Annotated in this window: 18 protein-coding genes; 9 read left to right on the top strand and 9 right to left on the bottom strand. The window is 46.0% G+C overall.

The window, feature by feature from the left end; translation table 11 throughout:
• Positions 1 to 127: 127 nt before the first annotated feature.
• On the top strand, positions 128 to 1,228 hold the full coding sequence (locus EML15_RS07085) for a helix-turn-helix transcriptional regulator (protein WP_144274393.1): 1,101 nt from the start codon (positions 128 to 130) through the stop codon (positions 1,226 to 1,228).
• Positions 1,229 to 1,377: 149 nt separating this feature from the next.
• Positions 1,378 to 2,196 (top strand): Bax inhibitor-1/YccA family protein, encoded by an 819-nt coding sequence (locus EML15_RS07090; protein WP_144274395.1) that lies wholly within the window; start codon positions 1,378 to 1,380, stop codon positions 2,194 to 2,196.
• 83 nt (positions 2,197 to 2,279) lie between these two features.
• Here EML15_RS07090 and greA read toward each other — a convergent pair whose 3' ends face one another.
• Complete coding sequence (gene greA / locus EML15_RS07095; RefSeq protein WP_144274397.1) at positions 2,280 to 2,801, bottom strand: transcription elongation factor GreA; 522 nt, start codon at positions 2,799 to 2,801, stop codon at positions 2,280 to 2,282.
• A 116-nt stretch (positions 2,802 to 2,917) separates the two neighbouring features.
• Positions 2,918 to 3,364: a DUF4307 domain-containing protein gene (locus tag EML15_RS07100; protein WP_144274399.1), complete on the bottom strand. Its 447-nt coding sequence runs from the start codon at positions 3,362 to 3,364 to the stop codon at positions 2,918 to 2,920.
• Between the two features lie 95 nt (positions 3,365 to 3,459).
• Between EML15_RS07100 and mca the strand changes: the two genes are divergently transcribed.
• The 3 genes from mca to EML15_RS07115 all read left to right on the top strand — a co-directional run bounded on the left by mca (position 3,460) and on the right by EML15_RS07115 (position 5,551).
• A complete protein-coding gene (gene mca, locus EML15_RS07105; protein WP_144274401.1) occupies positions 3,460 to 4,329 on the top strand; it encodes a mycothiol conjugate amidase Mca in 870 nt (289 codons plus the stop codon).
• 77 nt (positions 4,330 to 4,406) lie between these two features.
• A complete protein-coding gene (locus tag EML15_RS07110) occupies positions 4,407 to 4,697 on the top strand; it encodes a hypothetical protein (protein WP_144274403.1) in 291 nt (96 codons plus the stop codon).
• A 74-nt stretch (positions 4,698 to 4,771) separates the two neighbouring features.
• The gene (locus EML15_RS07115; protein WP_144274956.1) at positions 4,772 to 5,551 is read left to right on the top strand and encodes an isoprenyl transferase; all 780 of its coding nucleotides are present in this window, start codon (positions 4,772 to 4,774) and stop codon (positions 5,549 to 5,551) included.
• Positions 5,552 to 5,576: 25 nt separating this feature from the next.
• Here EML15_RS07115 and coaA read toward each other — a convergent pair whose 3' ends face one another.
• On the bottom strand, positions 5,577 to 6,503 hold the full coding sequence (gene coaA, locus EML15_RS07120; RefSeq protein ID WP_144274405.1) for a type I pantothenate kinase: 927 nt from the start codon (positions 6,501 to 6,503) through the stop codon (positions 5,577 to 5,579).
• Between the two features lie 133 nt (positions 6,504 to 6,636).
• On the opposite strand from coaA, the gene glyA reads away from it, so the two are divergent.
• Positions 6,637 to 7,926 (top strand): serine hydroxymethyltransferase, encoded by a 1,290-nt coding sequence (gene glyA, locus EML15_RS07125; RefSeq protein WP_144274407.1) that lies wholly within the window; start codon positions 6,637 to 6,639, stop codon positions 7,924 to 7,926.
• A gap of 110 nt (positions 7,927 to 8,036) precedes the next feature.
• Here the strand turns inward: glyA and EML15_RS07130 are convergent, their stop codons facing one another.
• The gene (locus tag EML15_RS07130; RefSeq protein WP_144274409.1) at positions 8,037 to 8,417 is read right to left on the bottom strand and encodes a DUF5997 family protein; all 381 of its coding nucleotides are present in this window, start codon (positions 8,415 to 8,417) and stop codon (positions 8,037 to 8,039) included.
• A gap of 18 nt (positions 8,418 to 8,435) precedes the next feature.
• Between EML15_RS07130 and EML15_RS07135 the strand changes: the two genes are divergently transcribed.
• The 3 genes from EML15_RS07135 to EML15_RS07145 all read left to right on the top strand — a co-directional run bounded on the left by EML15_RS07135 (position 8,436) and on the right by EML15_RS07145 (position 10,609).
• Positions 8,436 to 9,167, top strand: a complete 732-nt coding sequence (locus EML15_RS07135; protein ID WP_144274411.1) for a LysR family transcriptional regulator substrate-binding protein — start codon at positions 8,436 to 8,438, stop codon at positions 9,165 to 9,167.
• Between the two features lie 168 nt (positions 9,168 to 9,335).
• Positions 9,336 to 9,956: a hypothetical protein gene (locus EML15_RS07140; RefSeq protein ID WP_144274413.1), complete on the top strand. Its 621-nt coding sequence runs from the start codon at positions 9,336 to 9,338 to the stop codon at positions 9,954 to 9,956.
• A 128-nt stretch (positions 9,957 to 10,084) separates the two neighbouring features.
• Entirely contained in the window at positions 10,085 to 10,609 is a 525-nt protein-coding gene (locus EML15_RS07145; protein ID WP_144274415.1) for a GNAT family N-acetyltransferase, read from the top strand.
• A gap of 53 nt (positions 10,610 to 10,662) precedes the next feature.
• Here the strand turns inward: EML15_RS07145 and EML15_RS07150 are convergent, their stop codons facing one another.
• The 5 genes from EML15_RS07150 to EML15_RS07170 all read right to left on the bottom strand — a co-directional run bounded on the left by EML15_RS07150 (position 10,663) and on the right by EML15_RS07170 (position 15,333).
• Entirely contained in the window at positions 10,663 to 12,264 is a 1,602-nt protein-coding gene (locus EML15_RS07150) for an MDR family MFS transporter (protein WP_144274417.1), read from the bottom strand.
• Positions 12,261 to 12,914 carry a TetR/AcrR family transcriptional regulator gene (locus EML15_RS07155; RefSeq protein WP_185967211.1) on the bottom strand — a complete coding sequence of 218 codons (654 nt, stop codon included), beginning with the start codon at positions 12,912 to 12,914 and terminating at the stop codon, positions 12,261 to 12,263. The genes EML15_RS07150 and EML15_RS07155 overlap by 4 nt, the downstream gene beginning before the upstream one ends.
• A 62-nt stretch (positions 12,915 to 12,976) precedes the next feature.
• On the bottom strand, positions 12,977 to 13,876 hold the full coding sequence (locus tag EML15_RS07160; protein ID WP_144274421.1) for a biotin-dependent carboxyltransferase family protein: 900 nt from the start codon (positions 13,874 to 13,876) through the stop codon (positions 12,977 to 12,979).
• The gene (locus EML15_RS07165; RefSeq protein WP_144274423.1) at positions 13,877 to 14,545 is read right to left on the bottom strand and encodes an allophanate hydrolase subunit 1; all 669 of its coding nucleotides are present in this window, start codon (positions 14,543 to 14,545) and stop codon (positions 13,877 to 13,879) included. It lies immediately after the preceding gene.
• Complete coding sequence (locus EML15_RS07170) at positions 14,542 to 15,333, bottom strand: 5-oxoprolinase subunit PxpA (RefSeq protein WP_144274425.1); 792 nt, start codon at positions 15,331 to 15,333, stop codon at positions 14,542 to 14,544. Before EML15_RS07170 ends, EML15_RS07165 begins: the two co-directional genes overlap by 4 nt.
• Positions 15,334 to 15,346: the final 13 nt, after the last annotated feature.

Below are 15,346 nucleotides of genomic sequence, written 5' to 3' on the forward strand. Positions count from 1 at the left end.
AAAATTTTAAGGTTAGCCTTAGTTTATGTTATGCTGGGCAAAATTAGGCATAGCGCAAGTATGTACTTCGGCATGGCATCGAGCTCAATAATGGTGAACTGCTAGAAGAAAAGACGGTGGTGAGCGAATGATAGACACAAAAACAGCAGGGGAAAAAACGAAATGCCCTGGTTCGATTAGAGGTGGCGTCGGGAGTATTCTCGTGTGGTGCCACGAAGGTAACGCCACAGTTAATGCTCCTGATCGTGTGTTGCAGATACAAGCAGGTGATTTAGTCATTGCGCCGCAAGGTGCTTTTATTTCTGGGCAAGGTGTTACTTTAGAAATCCCATACCACCATACTTTGCATAATGAGCATGAGATTTGGGCACAAACAACGCATTGCATTTCCCTGGGTGTGCAGTGGTCTGCACGGCTTATCTTCGAGTATTCGTTGAGCCTATTGGGTAGTCACAATATATCTGCTGAGTTCGCTGACTTTTTGCGACAACAGCTACCGATGCCAACGGTATCCGCTCCTGCTATGCCTCATGCAGCAGTTGCCCGTACAGTAGCTGAGGCCTTGGTGAGCAATCCTGTAGAACATACTTCTTTGCTTGAATTTGCACAAAAGCTACAGGTAAGCACTCGTACTGTGCAGCGTCAATTCCAAGCAGATACCGGAATGGTTTTTAGTGAATGGCGGGCTGCGTATCGAGTACATATTGCGGCTAAACTGCTGGCACACGACTTCACTGTTGCGGATGTGTCTGACATGGTGGGTTTTGATGCTACAAGCTCACTCATTCGTGCTTTTCGACGACACACAGGTATGACACCACGCTCTTTTAGTTCGCGTGCGCGAACAACTATGAAAAACTATGACGCCATGCAAGAAAAAACCTTGGCACACAAGATTCCTGCTTCTACCGTTTTTGCGCGTTGCGACTACGACCAACTCCTATGGATTTATCAAGGAACCGCGACAGTTACCACCAAAGGCTACTGTCGATTCGTAGGTACTGGTGAAACAATTACCGTTCCTGCGGGAACTACCACCAGAGTAGATATCGCAGCAGGTTCTATTGCAATTCCTGTTCCTGGCGTTGTTGCACAAGACATTAGCTCCTTAGCAGAAGCAATAACTGCAATTAAACAAGTAAATTATGATCAGCAACGTGGTTTCCATGCATTAGAAAAAGCTGAGCTCACAGTAGCGCAGCAACAGTTGCAACCGATGTTTCTTTAGTAGTCTGTGTCATGCGCATTGATATTTTTTTGCAGGTCTTATAGGGATCTATGCGAAAATCGTGATGATTGGGAACTAATTAAGGGCTTGTGCAGTTATTGGTTATGTAATAACTAATAAAACCAGTCATATAACGGGAAGGTATCTCAATGCGTAGTAGCAATCCTGTGTTGAGCTCATTAGAAAAAAGCTCAGCTAAACGTGCTCAAGAGCAAAACTCATTATCGCCTGAGCTACAGCAGGCTCCATATAACCAATTTCCTAGTGCAGATGCTGATCAACGTCCTATGACCGTTGATGATGTTGTTTCTAAAACTGGCATCACTCTAGGAGTTATTATTGCGTTTGCCGCTGCCAATATGGTTCTTGCGCAATTTAACCCAAGTGTTTCTATGATTCTTGCTTTGGTGGGAGCAATTGGTGCTTTTGTTACTGTCCTGGTTTCCAGTTTCTCTAAGAAATATGGTTCTGCGGCAGTTACTCTTATCTACGCTGGTTTTGAGGGGCTCGCACTTGGCGGTTTCTCTCTCATTCTTTCAGGAATGCTTGTTGGCTCTGCAAATGCCGGTGCCCTTATTGGTCAAGCGATCCTTGGCACAATCGGTGTATTCCTTGGAATGCTTTATGTGTATAAAACAGGTGCAGTCAAAGTAACACCAAAATTTAACCGCATTCTTACTGCATGTATGGTTGGTGTGCTTGTTCTGATCCTTGGTAATTTTATTCTTTCTATGCTTGGTATCAGCAATGTGTTGCGTGACGGTGGCCCAATTGCCATCATCTTCTCTCTAGTGTGCATTGGACTTGGTGCCATGAGCTTCTTGCAAGACTTTGATGTTGCTGATCGTCTTATTCGTCGCGGTGCACCAGCACATATGGCTTGGGGCGTAGCACTTGGTTTGGCAGTGACCCTTGTCTGGCTCTATACCGAGATTCTGCGTTTGCTGAGTTACTTCCAGCAACGCTAACTGCTAGATTTTCTGTGCACCTGCCATAGTGCCAAAAATGTCCTGGATGAGATAATCATCCAGGACATTTTTTATGCCACAGATTATGAACGACGCGGGGTAGCGGCTTTGTTAGAATCATAAGGTTCAGCAGAAACAATTGTTACGCTGATTGTTTTACCACTTGGTGTAGAGTATTCACGGGTTTCACCTTCTTGAGCACCAATGATAGCGGCACCAAGTGGGGATTGCTCAGAATAAGTTTCTAAATCTTTGTTATCAGAAGCAGCAGCACGAGTACCAATCAGGAAAGTCTCTTTATCTGATTTATCGCCGTTGTAATAAACGTGTACCACTGAACCAACGTGTGCTACACCTTCAACAACGCCAGTACGTTCAGTAGTGGAGTTAGCGAGAATCTCAGAGATTTGTTTAATACGAGCCTCTTCTTGATCCTGCATTTCACGAGCGGCATCATAACCCGCATTTTCTTTGAGGTCGCCTTCTTCACGGCGCTCATTAATTTCAGCCGCTACCACTGGACGGTGCGCAATCAGGGCATTGAGTTCTTCCTCAAGTTTTGCCTTTGTTTCTGGGGTAATGTACTGCTTTTGGTTATCACTCATTGATGAAAAACCTCTCTGAACTTTATTTTTATCTGGAAATGATTATGTAGCTAACAGCAGCATATCTTAGCACACACTACTGGGCTACAGCAGGATCTCCAAGGGAGCAATGCTACCTAGCGGCTAGGAATATCAAGATAGAATGGGATATTCTCTGAACAACCATAGACTGTAGCTGAAACCGCAGGTTCTGTAGTAGTAATGTCCACATTGACCCGCTCTAGCTTTTTTCCTCCTGCCGGAATCACTACTTCTCTGCGTCCAACCTCAGCCATATCATAATTAAGTGCTTTGACGATGCAATAAGTTGGTTCATCGAGCTTAGTACGGGTGATATCTGCGCCAAGACGAAAAGTGCGATCATCAATACGCTCTACAGTTCCAGTTTTCCCTTGGACTGTTGCATCTCCACGAGCCTGAAAGAATCGTACAGCGGCAATCACAATGCAGAACACAATGACCACGATCAAAATGGCAAAAATTTTCCCAGAAAAATTTGAGTGCTTATCTGCAGCGTGGCTATATCGTTGCCTGGTTGTCGCACGAACTTGAGGAGAAGTCATGCCACTTATTATAGGCACTAAAAACACAAGATGAACAAAGGGGTATAGAATACGTCGCAAAGCATTTTCTATAGCAGAAGGCGAGGCCGGTAGTAGTGAAGCGGAGACTTTTGGCGATTCATGCCCATCCAGACGATGAGTCGAGTAAAGGTGCTGCCACAATGGCGCGTTATAGTGCAGAGGGACACCGCGTTAAAGTTATTACGTGTACTGGGGGAGAACGTGGAGATATCCTCAATCCAGCAATGGACACAGTCGAGAACGAACACAATATCGCTGCTATTCGACGTCAAGAAATGGAAAAAGCTGCTGCCGCCTTAGGGGTAGAGCATATGTGGCTTGGGTATGTTGATTCTGGCTTGCCAGAAGGACAGCCGCTACCTGAATTACCTTCTGGTTGCTTTGCCTTGGCAGATACAGCAGAGATTGTAGAAAAACTGGTGCGTGAGATTCGATTATTTCGTCCGCACGTCATTATCACCTATGACGAAAATGGTGGGTATCCGCATCCAGATCATCTTAAAGTGCATGAGGTATCGCTGCTGGCATGGGAAAAAGCAGGTGATCCCCATTATCTACCTGAATGTGAACCGTGGACACCACTCAAGTTGTACTATACGCATGGCTTTATTCGCGAAAGAATTGAATTATTACATACGTCTTTGGTCAATGATGGCGCGCAGTCGCCTTTTGCAGAAATTTTAGCTCAGTGGCCACAAGATGGGGCAGATATTATGGCTAGGGTAACTACCCGTGTAGCGGCAGCAGCTTTTTTTGACAAACGCGATGCAGCACTATTAGCACATGCTACTCAAATTGATCCAGAGGGAATGTTTTTGGCAGTACCTACTGATAAACAGCGATTATTGTGGCCAACTGAGGAGTTTGAGCTTGCGCGTACCCGTGTTCCAGTAACTATGCCGGAAAATGATTTATTCCACGGGCTTGTGGATACCACTGAGTAGGTTAATGTGGCAGATACGCATACAATGTAACTGGATAACTTGAGTAACCTAACAGAACAAGAAAATGAGGAAGAACAATGACAACGGCTATTGCTGATGTATCCGCAGTGGTTTTTTGGGCACAACAAGGACCAGGGCCAGAAGGATCTGAGTTTGGTAAAGCCTCGCCCATTGGTTGGCTTGTGCTCATTGTCTTGGTTTGTTTAGTGCTCTATATTGGTTGGGCTTTTCATCGTCGGTATAGCCGAATGAACCGACGTCGCCTATTTGCAGAAGAACATGGCATTAACTTGTTTGATGAGCAGGAATTAGATAAGGCAATGGCTGAGGCAGGAGTATTGGATCAGCGTAAGAAACATTGGTTCTAACAGGGCATTTGCAATAAGAGGAAAGGGGAATCGTGAATATCGACAGCGTAGCAACGGTAGTTGAGAAAACCTCAATGCGCTTGCGCAATGCAATGCTAGAGACAGTGTACCCTTTCTATGAGCGTCGCCTGCTCAAAGAATTAGCTGATGCGGCTCAGCCTAAGCACGTTGCAGTAATGTGCGATGGGAATCGTCGTTGGGCAAAAGAAGCGGGCTTTAGCGACGTAACGCATGGTCACAGAGTTGGCGCACGTAAAATTGGCGAGTTAGTGCGTTGGTGTCAGTCAACCACAGTTGAGCTGGTCACGATATATCTGCTATCCACTGAAAATCTTTCCCGTAGCGACGTAGAATTGCAGCTCTTATTTGATATCATTGCGGATGTTGTGGATGAACTCGCTGCCTTAGAAACAAAATGCAGGGTGCGTTTGGTAGGGCACTTGGATCTATTGCCGGATCAATTTCGTCAGAGGGTAGAGCGCGCTGCGCAAGCTACCGACAAGCACCAGGGAATTACAGTCAATGTTGCTGTTGGTTACGGGGGGCGCCAAGAGATTGTTGATGCAGTAAGGACACTAATCAATACTGAAATTGCAGCCCAAACCCAGCCTGAACAACTCGCAAACGCAATTTCCGTGGATTCAATCTCGGCGCATCTTTATACTTCTGGGCAACCAGACCCAGATCTTGTGATCCGTACCAGTGGCGAGCAGCGCTTATCGGGATTTTTATTATGGCAGTCAGCCTATTCTGAAATATGGTTCACCGATACGTATTGGCCAGCTTTTCGACGTATAGACTTTTTGCGCGCTCTGCGTGATTATTCTAAACGTAGCCGTCGGTTTGGTAAGTGATCGGCTCTTATCTGTTATCGGTCGATTAGATTTTGCGCATTCTTACGCGTTTAATGCTGTGGTCTGTTCCTTTGCTGAGCACTAAAGAAGCCCGTACTCGGGTAGGCAAAATGTTTTCTACGAGGTTAGGCAAATTAATCGTTTGCCATATATTGCGAGCCTCAGCTATTGCTTGCTCATCTGACATATCTGCATAATGCGAAAAATGCGCGTCTGGTTGTCGAAAGGCGGAATGGCGTAGTTGAAGAAAACGCTCAATATACCAGCGTTCGATGTCGTGAGTTTTAGCATCGACGTACACAGAAAAATCGAAAAGATCACTGATTGTGAGAGTTGGTCCGGTTTGGAGTACATTAAGCCCTTCAACAATCAAAATGTCGGGACGATCGACGTCGATAGTTTCATCGGGAATGCGGTCATAGCGAGTATGTGAATATACAGGTGCTTGGACGTGTGCTTTGCCTGATTTTACGTCAGTAACAAAACGAAGGAGAGCACGTTGATCATAGCTTTCTGGATAACCTTTGCGCTCCATAATTCCACGCTTATCTAGTTCAGCAGCGGGGAAAAGAAACCCGTCGGTAGTGACAAGGTCAACCCGTGGATGAGAATCCCAGCGTTGCAAGAGCACTTGCAATAAACGTGCAGTGGTGGATTTTCCTACAGCAACTGAGCCTGCAACACCGATGACAAACGGCACATGACTAAAGCGATCACCCAAGAATGTTTCAGTAGCCGCAGTAAGTTCTTGGCGTGCTTGCACCTGAAGATGAATAAGACGCGAAAGTGGTAGGTAAACCTCTGTTACTTCGGTGAGGTCAACATTTTCACCGACACCACGTAGTGCCACCACTTCTTCTTCGGTAAGAACTTGAGGCATAGACTTTCGGAGATGACGCCAGCTTTCTCGATCAAAGTCGAGATAAGGACTGGAATCTTTTGGGCGAGCCATAGACCCTATTGTGTAGTGTGGCTAGCACAATATCAAGTAAGATAGGGGAAAGAATATAGTTCTTGAGCAAAAGTCCCAGATAGATTGGGAAAATAACTGGTTTTACCAACCATAATGAAAGGCACTGAGGTTAATGACTAACGATATTCGCTATCAGTCGCTTGCAGAGTTCGACCCAGAAGTTGCAGCAGCTATTTCCGGTGAGCTTGATCGCCAGCGCTCTACCCTAGAAATGATTGCTTCGGAAAACTTTGTGCCGCGTGCAGTGCTCCAAGCACAAGGATCTGTCTTTACTAATAAGTATGCAGAAGGTTATCCAGGTCGTCGGTATTATGGGGGCTGCGAACACGCGGATATTGTTGAAGATCTTGCACGTCAGCGCGCAAAAGAGCTCTTTGGTGCTGAGTTTGCTAACGTGCAGCCACACGCAGGTGCACAAGCAAATGCAGCAGTATTGATGGCATTGGCAAATCCTGGCGATAAAATTCTTGGTCTATCTTTAGCGCATGGTGGGCATCTTACACACGGAATGCACTTGAACTTTTCTGGAAAACTGTATCAAGCCTGTGCCTATGAAGTTGATCCAGAAACATTCCGAATCGACATGGATAAAATCCGCCAGCAAGCGCTGAAAGAGAAACCTGCGGTCATTATTGCCGGTTGGTCTGCTTATCCACGCCAGCAAGATTTTGCTGCATTCCGTGCGATTGCTGATGAAGTAGGTGCAAAACTCTGGGTTGATATGGCACACTTTGCAGGTCTTGTAGCTGCTGGATTACATCCTTCGCCTGTTCCTTATGCAGATGTAGTTTCGACTACTGTGCACAAGACTCTAGGCGGACCACGCTCCGGTATGATTCTGGCTAAACAAGAGTGGGCAAAGAAACTCAACTCGGCAGTATTTCCTGGTCAGCAGGGCGGACCATTGATGCACGCTGTCGCAGCTAAAGCAGTGGCGATGAAAGCAGCAGCCACAGATGAGTTCAAGGATCGTCAAGCTCGTACAATTGAGGGCGCACAGATTCTAGCGGATCGTTTAATTGCCTCCGACGCTCAGGAAGCAGGTATTGACGTACTTACTGGTGGCACTGATGTGCACTTGGTTTTGGTTGATCTGCGCAATTCTCAGATGGATGGTCAACAAGCAGAAGATTTATTGCACAAAGTTGGTATCACGGTAAATCGTAACGCTGTTCCGTTTGATCCACGTCCACCAATGGTTACCTCCGGGCTGCGTATCGGAACTCCTGCTTTGGCAACTCGTGGCTTTGACTCAGCTGCGTTTAGTGAGGTAGCGGACATCATTGCTCAAGCTCTTGTAGCTGGTGACGGTGCAGATATACCAGCATTGCGCGCCAGGGTACAAAAACTGGTAGAGCAGTATCCACTCTATGAAGGCTTAGAAGACTGGAAACTACTCTAGAGATAAAACTTCCCCTACAGTTATGCTCTGTAGGGGAAGAATTTTTTGCGTACGGAACCGTACTGAGAATGCACTAAGTCACTAAGTCCTGAGGACGCGGATACGTTATTTTACTCAGACTTCTTCTGTTTTTCTTCACGCGATTGTGCAAGTTCGGTACGTGCTTCGCGTAACCACTGTGGCTGATCTGCAAGTAACGCCTTGATCTGCGCTGTAGTAAGTGGTTTATCCATATCATTGCGTTTGAGCGCTGCAATAGTAATACCAAGTTTTTGCGCCACAATGGGGCGAGGATGTGGTCCTTCTTTGCGCAATTGCTGAAGCCACTGAGGTGGTTCTTTAAGCAGTAGAGCCAGTTCTTGATGGGTAATTGCCCCAGACTGAAATTCTTGTGGCGTTGCTGGTAAGTAAATACCTAATTTTTTCGCAGCAGTTTGAGGGCGCATAGCAGTGCCCGATGGCTGTAATCCAGATTCTTCATTCACACTTATAACGGTAGCATTAGTTTTATGTTGACTTTAAGTTTCGTTACCGGTACCGAACCAGAAAAATGGTTCCATCGTTTCAACGAGCGTACCAAAGATGAGACACTCCATACTTTTTCCAGTGATGATCCTCTGGAATCATTATTAGCAGCCCAGGATCAGCTGGGCTTAGCCAAAGACCAAGATATTCCTAGTGCTGATCTGGCTCTAGTGCGTTTGCCTGACGCTCGGCTAGATGAGTTAGGCGATCACGTGCATATTGTGCAACTTTATGCAGAACAACCAGGAATTGCTTTTTCTAAAGAGCATACGTTGAGTCTTTATGAGACAGTTTCCCAAGAAGAACTAGCAGGGGAAATCATCAATTACCGCTGGTTATCTGGGCAGAAGCTGGATATAGCGCAAATAAGAACTGGGTTGAGTGTGGCCGCCGCAAATGTTGGTGTAGTACTTGCACCTCGTCCCATTCTGAAAGTGCTAGCGAAAAAAGAAGTAGTACATCGGGGGTTCATTGGGGATAGTCCAGAAAGTAGCATCGCTTTAGTGTGGTATAAAGACCGCGATTGCGCTGCGATTCAAGATTTTGTGGGGATAGCTAAGGGCAGGACTGCCAATTCTTCCAGGCAGGCTCTGCCAAAGCGTTCGGCAAGGCAAAAGACACTTGATAAGCAAAAGCGCAAAGCGCAACAGTCGACTCCACGGTTTGCGAAGGCTAAAAATAGTCAGATTGGACGTCGAAAGAAAAAGCGCAGGTAATGGTGTTTTCGCTATGGGAAAGGACACGATTAGGTAACTATCTCATGTCTAAACCTTAACGATTTTGCTGATTATTTGCGTCCTGCTGATAAACCAGGCAAGGTGGAAAGCGGTGTAGAAATACTCCGTTTACTTTTAATTAATTATTTACTTATGAAAGGTAAGAAAATGTCTAACCGTCTATTTCGTGGTCTTGTCGCAGGTGTTGCTGGATTGACTCTTAGTGCAGGTCTTGTTGCTTGCTCTGGTGAGGATGCACAAAAGGCAAAGGACGCTGCAGTGAGCGTAAAGAATGAAGCAGGCGATTCTGCGGATAACGCTTTGGATAAAGCGAAAGAAGCTGGTTCTAACGCTGTATCTGAGGTAAAAGAAGCTGGCGCAAAAGCAACTGAGGCTGCTGGTTCTGCAGTAGATTCAGCCAAGGAAGCTATGGAAACTAAAGAAGTAAAGCTTTCCGACGGCAGCACTGTTGAGGTTCCAGATGCTCTAGCAGATGCAGCTCATGAGGCTGATGAAGCTGTTGCTTATGAAGAAGGCGAAGATGGCACCTACAGCATTGAGCTTTCCGACGGTACCTTCGCTGTGTACAACGCAGAAGGTAAAGTTGTTCCAGTTATTGGTAAAATTGCCGAAACTTGGAAGGCTGAAGGTGGCTTGAAGTCTTCTGTTGGTGCTCCATTGGCTGCTGAAGAAACCGTGGAAAATGGTTGGAACCAGAAATTTGCTCATGGTTCTATCGACTGGGTTGATGAGGGCAATGGCTTTGGTCCAAAGATCAACAACAGCTAAGTAACTCAGTAAAATCTAAGACTCTCTTATCATTTGCGTGATAGAGAGTCTTTTTGTTGGCAAAAGCGCAGATAAAAAGTGTATTGAAAGTTTGCACCAATACGAAAGTTTAGGAATAATCTAAAAACATGACAGCAAAAGACTTCGTGATTCGCCCTATGCGACGCTCTGATTTTAGTCAGGTACAGGAAATATACTTGATGGGCTTAGCGACAGGTCATGCTACCTTTGAGACAGAGGCGCCTACCTGGGAAGAGTTTTCGCAAAAGAAGATCACTGAAACCATGTTGGTTGCAGTGGAAAAGCAGGATGACACAAAAGTTTTAGGCTGGGTTACTGCAGCACCTATTTCTGCGCGGAGTGTGTTTGATGATGTTGTAGAGGATTCAATCTATATACATCAAGATGCACGCGGTCGAGGTGTGGCTGGCGCGCTCATTGATAGTCTTGCTCAAGTGTGTCAAGATTTGGGTAAGAGTGCTATCCATTCGTGGATTTTCCCGGAAAACACAGGTTCGATCAAGCTGCATGAATCTCGTGGCTTTAAGAAAGTAGCGTCTTTTACTCGGTTGGCAAAGATGACCTATGGAGAAATGGCGGGTCAATGGCGCGGTACAGATATTTATGAAAAATTATTGCCTGTAGAAGAGTAGTAAAAAGCTGGTATCAATCGATACCAGCTTTTTGTATGGGGCTAAGGTGCGTTTTACTTTGTGTGGTTTTCTTTATCGAAAATTGTCGCTGTGCTTAGTTCTCGTTCCTGCACAAAGAATAATGCAATGACGGAAAGAATGGCGAGAGGAATGAGATAGAGGAATACCGGAGTAAGCGCATCATTATAAGAAACTGCAATGGCCTCTTGGAATGGCTGCGGTAGAGTTGTTACTGTTGCTGGGGTCAAGCTGCTTGTATCCATGCCACCGCCTGTAGCACCTGCTAGTTGGGACATATCAATACCCATGTGTTGTGCTTTAGCAAGTGCTTGTGGAATAGCAGTGCTTAAGTGATTTTTGAGTCCGGTTAAGAAAATAGAACCGACAAGAGCTGCGCCAAGGCTACCGCCAACTTGGCGGAAAAAGTTATTTGTACCAGTAGCAGTACCCACGTGAGACAAGGAGAAAGAGTTTTGGACAATCAGTACCAAAACTTGCATGGTGGCACCAAGACCAAAACCGAATACTGCTAGGTAAAGTCCTACTTTCATGAGTGAGTCGTCGGCAGACATAGTGCTGAGCAAGAAAAGCGCGAGTGCCATAATGCTTTGCCCTAGAATCGGAAAGAACTTATAGCGTCCTGTCCGGGTAATGATATTGCCAATGGCAGTGGAGGTGATGATCATGCTTGCCATCATTGGAATCATCATTAATCCAGCTCGGGTAGGAGAGAGATGATGAACCATCTGGAAATATGTGGGCAGATAAGCAATAGTTCCGAACATGAAAATTCCAGTAGAGAATCCAGCAGCTGTGCAGAGGATAAAGTTTTTATTCTTAAAAAGCTCAATGGAAATTAATGGATTAGCGACTCTGCTCTCGACGAAGATGAAAATAATACTGAAAATAATACATATGCAAATAAGCGAAATGATCGTGGTGCTTGTCCAGGCGTAATCACGTCCGCCCCAGGTGATGAAGAGAATAAGGGCAGCTGTTGCAATGGACATGGTGGCTGTACCTAACCAGTCCACCTGGAAGGTTTGTTTTTTAGTAGGTAGTTTTAGCAAAATGCTGATGGCGATGATTGCGATCAGTCCTAGTGGAACGTTAAGCCACATTCCCCAGCGCCAGCCAGGGCCGTCGGTAAACCAACCGCCTGCTAGAGGGCCAAGCACTGAAGCAAAACCAAAAACTGATCCCATGACACCCATGAATTTTCCACGTTCACGAGCACTGGTGACCTCAGCGGTAATAGCTTGGGACAGAATCATCATGGAACCAGCTGCAATACCTTGGATTGCGCGACCGATAATAAGGATGGGCATTGATTGTGCAAGAGCACCGAGTATTGAGCCAATGATAAAAGTGATATTTGCCCCAATGAATAATGGTTTTTTATTGAGCTGGTCACCGAGTTTGCCGAAGAACGGCATGGCGATAGTTTGTCCGAGTAAGAAAGCGCTAATAACCCAGGACATATGATCGACGCCGCCAAGCTCACCGACGATCGTCGGTAGTGCGGTGGAGAAAATCATTTGCCCAAGTGCACTCATGAGCATACTGAGCATGAGCGTAGAGATAATTAACCACACACGGGAATTGGTGCTGGTGTCTTTTTTATAATCGGTAGTGGTCGTAGTCGTGTGAGTCATTTTATTCTTTCTGATGCAAGAGTTGATAGTGAGTCAAGATTGTGGTGGCATTTACGCCTTAACGTGGCAAAACTTTCTTTTGGTGAATCTATCCATTCCATAAAGCCGAGATGAACAGCGTAAAAAGCAATTTTTGCAATATGGTTTGCCTCATGCTCCACAGAATGCATGGTCAATATCCTTTGCTCTGGGTAACGCGTGAGATATTGAGTGAGCAATTCATGCAGATTACTAAAGAACTCGTGATGGTTTGCTGAAGAAAGATGGGCTAAACTTGGGTTTTCTCGTCGGATATGCTTACGACGACGTAAAATTTCCGCAGCGGTAGTTTCATCAACAAACTGTGCTGAGATCGTATTGTCAAGATAGAGTTCCATAGTGGTGGCAATGAGATCGCTATGTGGCTGACTGAGGAATTTTTCTTGTTCTTCAGCAGGAATATCTCTTGGCGGGGTGCCAATAATGGCTGCTTCCTTGGACTCGACATAGTTGAATAATGTGCGTCGTGAGATTTGTGCTGCTTGGCAAATATCTTCCACCGTGACGTTATTGAGTCCACGCTCAATGGCGAGCCTGGTGGCATGTTCTTCTATAGCCTGGCGGGTTTGTTGCCGCTTTCTTTCTCTTAGGGAGAGTGGTTCATTAGTCACTAAAATAAACTTAGTATAAAAATGCACGAAGTGCAAAATTAAACTAAGTGTATAAAAGTGTATTACAGTGTGAAGCTCACAGTCTGTCCAGGAACTAATTGTGCACAGCGATCACAAGATTCTCGCGTCAAAACTGCAATCACGGGATACCCGCCAGTAACTGGATGATCAGCACCAAAAATGACAGGATCGCCGCTAGGCGGAATCTGAATACACCCTCGAACCATTCCCTCACTTTGTAGTTCTTCGGTCTTGAGTCGTTCAATCGGCTGTGGAGCCTGTAAGCGGATGCCGATACGATCTGACTCTGAAGTAACGCGATAGCGTTGCTGCAAAAAGGATCTCACCGTAGTGCTACTAAACCAATCATCCCGTGGACCTAAGGTGACGGTAAGTATTTCATGCTGCTTGTGCTGCCATAGTGGTGGCAGTTGGCGTAGCGTGGGATACCAATTGCGCATTGCCAAAAACTCACCTGTGTCATAAGCGCAGTGGGCAGTATCGCCAACAGACAATGGGGCAGGGCCAATGCCGCTGAGTCGATCGCTGGATGCAGATTCTAAAATCGGGGTAACGGCAAACCCGCCACGAATAGCAAAGTAGGTACGTAATCGAGAGTCTGCATGGTCAAGCGTGATGACATCACCAGCCTGAACGTCAATAATGGCTCCGGTATAACTATGTGATTTTTTGCCAGCAGCAGATGTGATGCTAATGAGTGAATCTGTGCCATAAAAAATGATATGTGCTGCGGCATGAAACCGAACACTCAACCCACCCATGAGTACCTCAATTACTGGTGCATCAACGGTATTGCCGAGTGCTGCATTTGCGCGGGCTGCACAGAAACGATCAAAACTGCCAGAGCTGCTCACACCAAGCTGCGCATAACCCCAGCGACCACGATCTTGGTAGAGGCTGAGTGCACCTGGAGAAAGTACATCAAAAATAGGAAGTGACATTTATTTTTCCTCCACAAAACGCACAGTATCTCCCGGAGAAATCAATGACGGTGCTGCTTTATTAACATCCCAGAGAGTGCTTGTTGTATGACCGATAATTTGCCATCCGCCAGGGGATTGATGCGGATAAACTGCACTAAAATGTCCAGCAAGAGCCACGGAACCGGCAGGTATTTTCGTACGTGGGGTAGCAAGGCGTGGAATAGAAACCGGTCGAGGTGCATGAGCGTGGTGCGTTTGCTCAGCGACGAGATACATAAACCCAGGGGCAAAACCACCAAAAGCAGCATACCAGCGAATCTCGCTATGCCACTGTGTAACCTCATGTTCGGCAATGCCCAAATGATGCGCTACCACACCAAGGTCAGGGCCGTCATAATGAACTGGAATAGTGACAGTTTTCCCGTCATTCATTGTTGCTGGCAGGCAGTGAATATCAATACGTTCTAATTTTTTACTCAATGCGCCAGGGGTGAGTCGGGGAGAATCAACTGTGATAACGATGGTTTCTGCAGCAGGCACAATATCAACAACATCACGTGAATACTCAGCATTGATGTGGGCATACATTGCAAGGACACAATCGAGGATACGAGGATGGGTGGCGGTAGTATCTTGTTGCTCAAATGTAAGGATCAGAGCGCTATCGCCATACGGTTGTATAATCATGCGCTAATTTGTACACCTGCACTAGATAGTTCTTTTTTAATCTGTTGTATGAGCAATAATGCTTGAGGATTATCGCCATGCACACAGATTGAATCTGCTTGAATGAGCAAAGAGGAACCGTCACTGGTTTGTACTGGCTGTTGCGTTGCTAGGGCTAATGCTTGTGCAATAACTACATCAGCATTGGTATGCACTGCGCCTTGCTGAGAGCGCGGCACTAATGTGCCTTGATTCGTATAGGCGCGGTCAGCAAAAGCCTCTTGGATAACCTGAAGACCTGTCTTTTGAGCCCAGTGAACAATCTGAGAACCTGCTAAAGCCATGAGCTTGAGCTGGGGATTAAAATTTATAATTGCATCGATTACCGCACGAGCTTGCTGCTCATCATGCGCAATAGTGTTGTACAGCGCACCATGCGGTTTAACATATTCAAGACGAGCTCCTGTACTGCGTGCTGCTGCGTCGATAGCACCTAATTGATAAATAATTTCTGCATAAAGTTCTGTGTAGCTATAGTCCATGCGACGACGACCAAAGCCGGCTAAATCACGATATCCCGGATGGGCGCCAATGCGAACACCATTGTCATGTGCATTCTTTACTGTGTGCAGTAAGGTGATTGGATCGCCTGCATGAAAACCACAGGCGATATTGGCACTGGAGATGAGCGTTAAGAGGTCATCGTCACAACCTAAGTGGTAGTTACCAAAGCTCTCGCCAAGATCAGCGTTGAGATCTATCTGGAAAGTTTGAGTGGCCTTTGGTTGTGCGTCGGAAGAAAAAGACATGGATTATCCAATC

The organism is Corynebacterium sp. sy017, assembly GCF_017918135.1.
Classification (GTDB): domain Bacteria; phylum Actinomycetota; class Actinomycetes; order Mycobacteriales; family Mycobacteriaceae; genus Corynebacterium.

What these genes read in the sequence shown, in the direction of transcription:
- EML15_RS07085 (WP_144274393.1), top strand. Translation starts at nt 128, where the DNA reads ATGATAGACACAAAAACAGCAGGGGAAAAAACGAAATGCCCTGGTTCG.
- EML15_RS07090 (WP_144274395.1), top strand. Translation starts at nt 1,378, where the DNA reads ATGCGTAGTAGCAATCCTGTGTTGAGCTCATTAGAAAAAAGCTCAGCT.
- greA (WP_144274397.1), bottom strand. Translation starts at nt 2,801, where the DNA reads ATGAGTGATAACCAAAAGCAGTACATTACCCCAGAAACAAAGGCAAAA.
- EML15_RS07100 (WP_144274399.1), bottom strand. Translation starts at nt 3,364, where the DNA reads ATGACTTCTCCTCAAGTTCGTGCGACAACCAGGCAACGATATAGCCAC.
- EML15_RS07110 (WP_144274403.1), top strand. Translation starts at nt 4,407, where the DNA reads ATGACAACGGCTATTGCTGATGTATCCGCAGTGGTTTTTTGGGCACAA.
- EML15_RS07115 (WP_144274956.1), top strand. Translation starts at nt 4,772, where the DNA reads ATGCGCTTGCGCAATGCAATGCTAGAGACAGTGTACCCTTTCTATGAG.
- coaA (WP_144274405.1), bottom strand. Translation starts at nt 6,503, where the DNA reads ATGGCTCGCCCAAAAGATTCCAGTCCTTATCTCGACTTTGATCGAGAA.
- glyA (WP_144274407.1), top strand. Translation starts at nt 6,637, where the DNA reads ATGACTAACGATATTCGCTATCAGTCGCTTGCAGAGTTCGACCCAGAA.
- EML15_RS07135 (WP_144274411.1), top strand. Translation starts at nt 8,436, where the DNA reads ATGTTGACTTTAAGTTTCGTTACCGGTACCGAACCAGAAAAATGGTTC.
- EML15_RS07140 (WP_144274413.1), top strand. Translation starts at nt 9,336, where the DNA reads ATGTCTAACCGTCTATTTCGTGGTCTTGTCGCAGGTGTTGCTGGATTG.
- EML15_RS07145 (WP_144274415.1), top strand. Translation starts at nt 10,085, where the DNA reads ATGACAGCAAAAGACTTCGTGATTCGCCCTATGCGACGCTCTGATTTT.
- EML15_RS07150 (WP_144274417.1), bottom strand. Translation starts at nt 12,264, where the DNA reads ATGACTCACACGACTACGACCACTACCGATTATAAAAAAGACACCAGC.
- EML15_RS07160 (WP_144274421.1), bottom strand. Translation starts at nt 13,876, where the DNA reads ATGTCACTTCCTATTTTTGATGTACTTTCTCCAGGTGCACTCAGCCTC.
- EML15_RS07165 (WP_144274423.1), bottom strand. Translation starts at nt 14,545, where the DNA reads ATGATTATACAACCGTATGGCGATAGCGCTCTGATCCTTACATTTGAG.
- EML15_RS07170 (WP_144274425.1), bottom strand. Translation starts at nt 15,333, where the DNA reads ATGTCTTTTTCTTCCGACGCACAACCAAAGGCCACTCAAACTTTCCAG.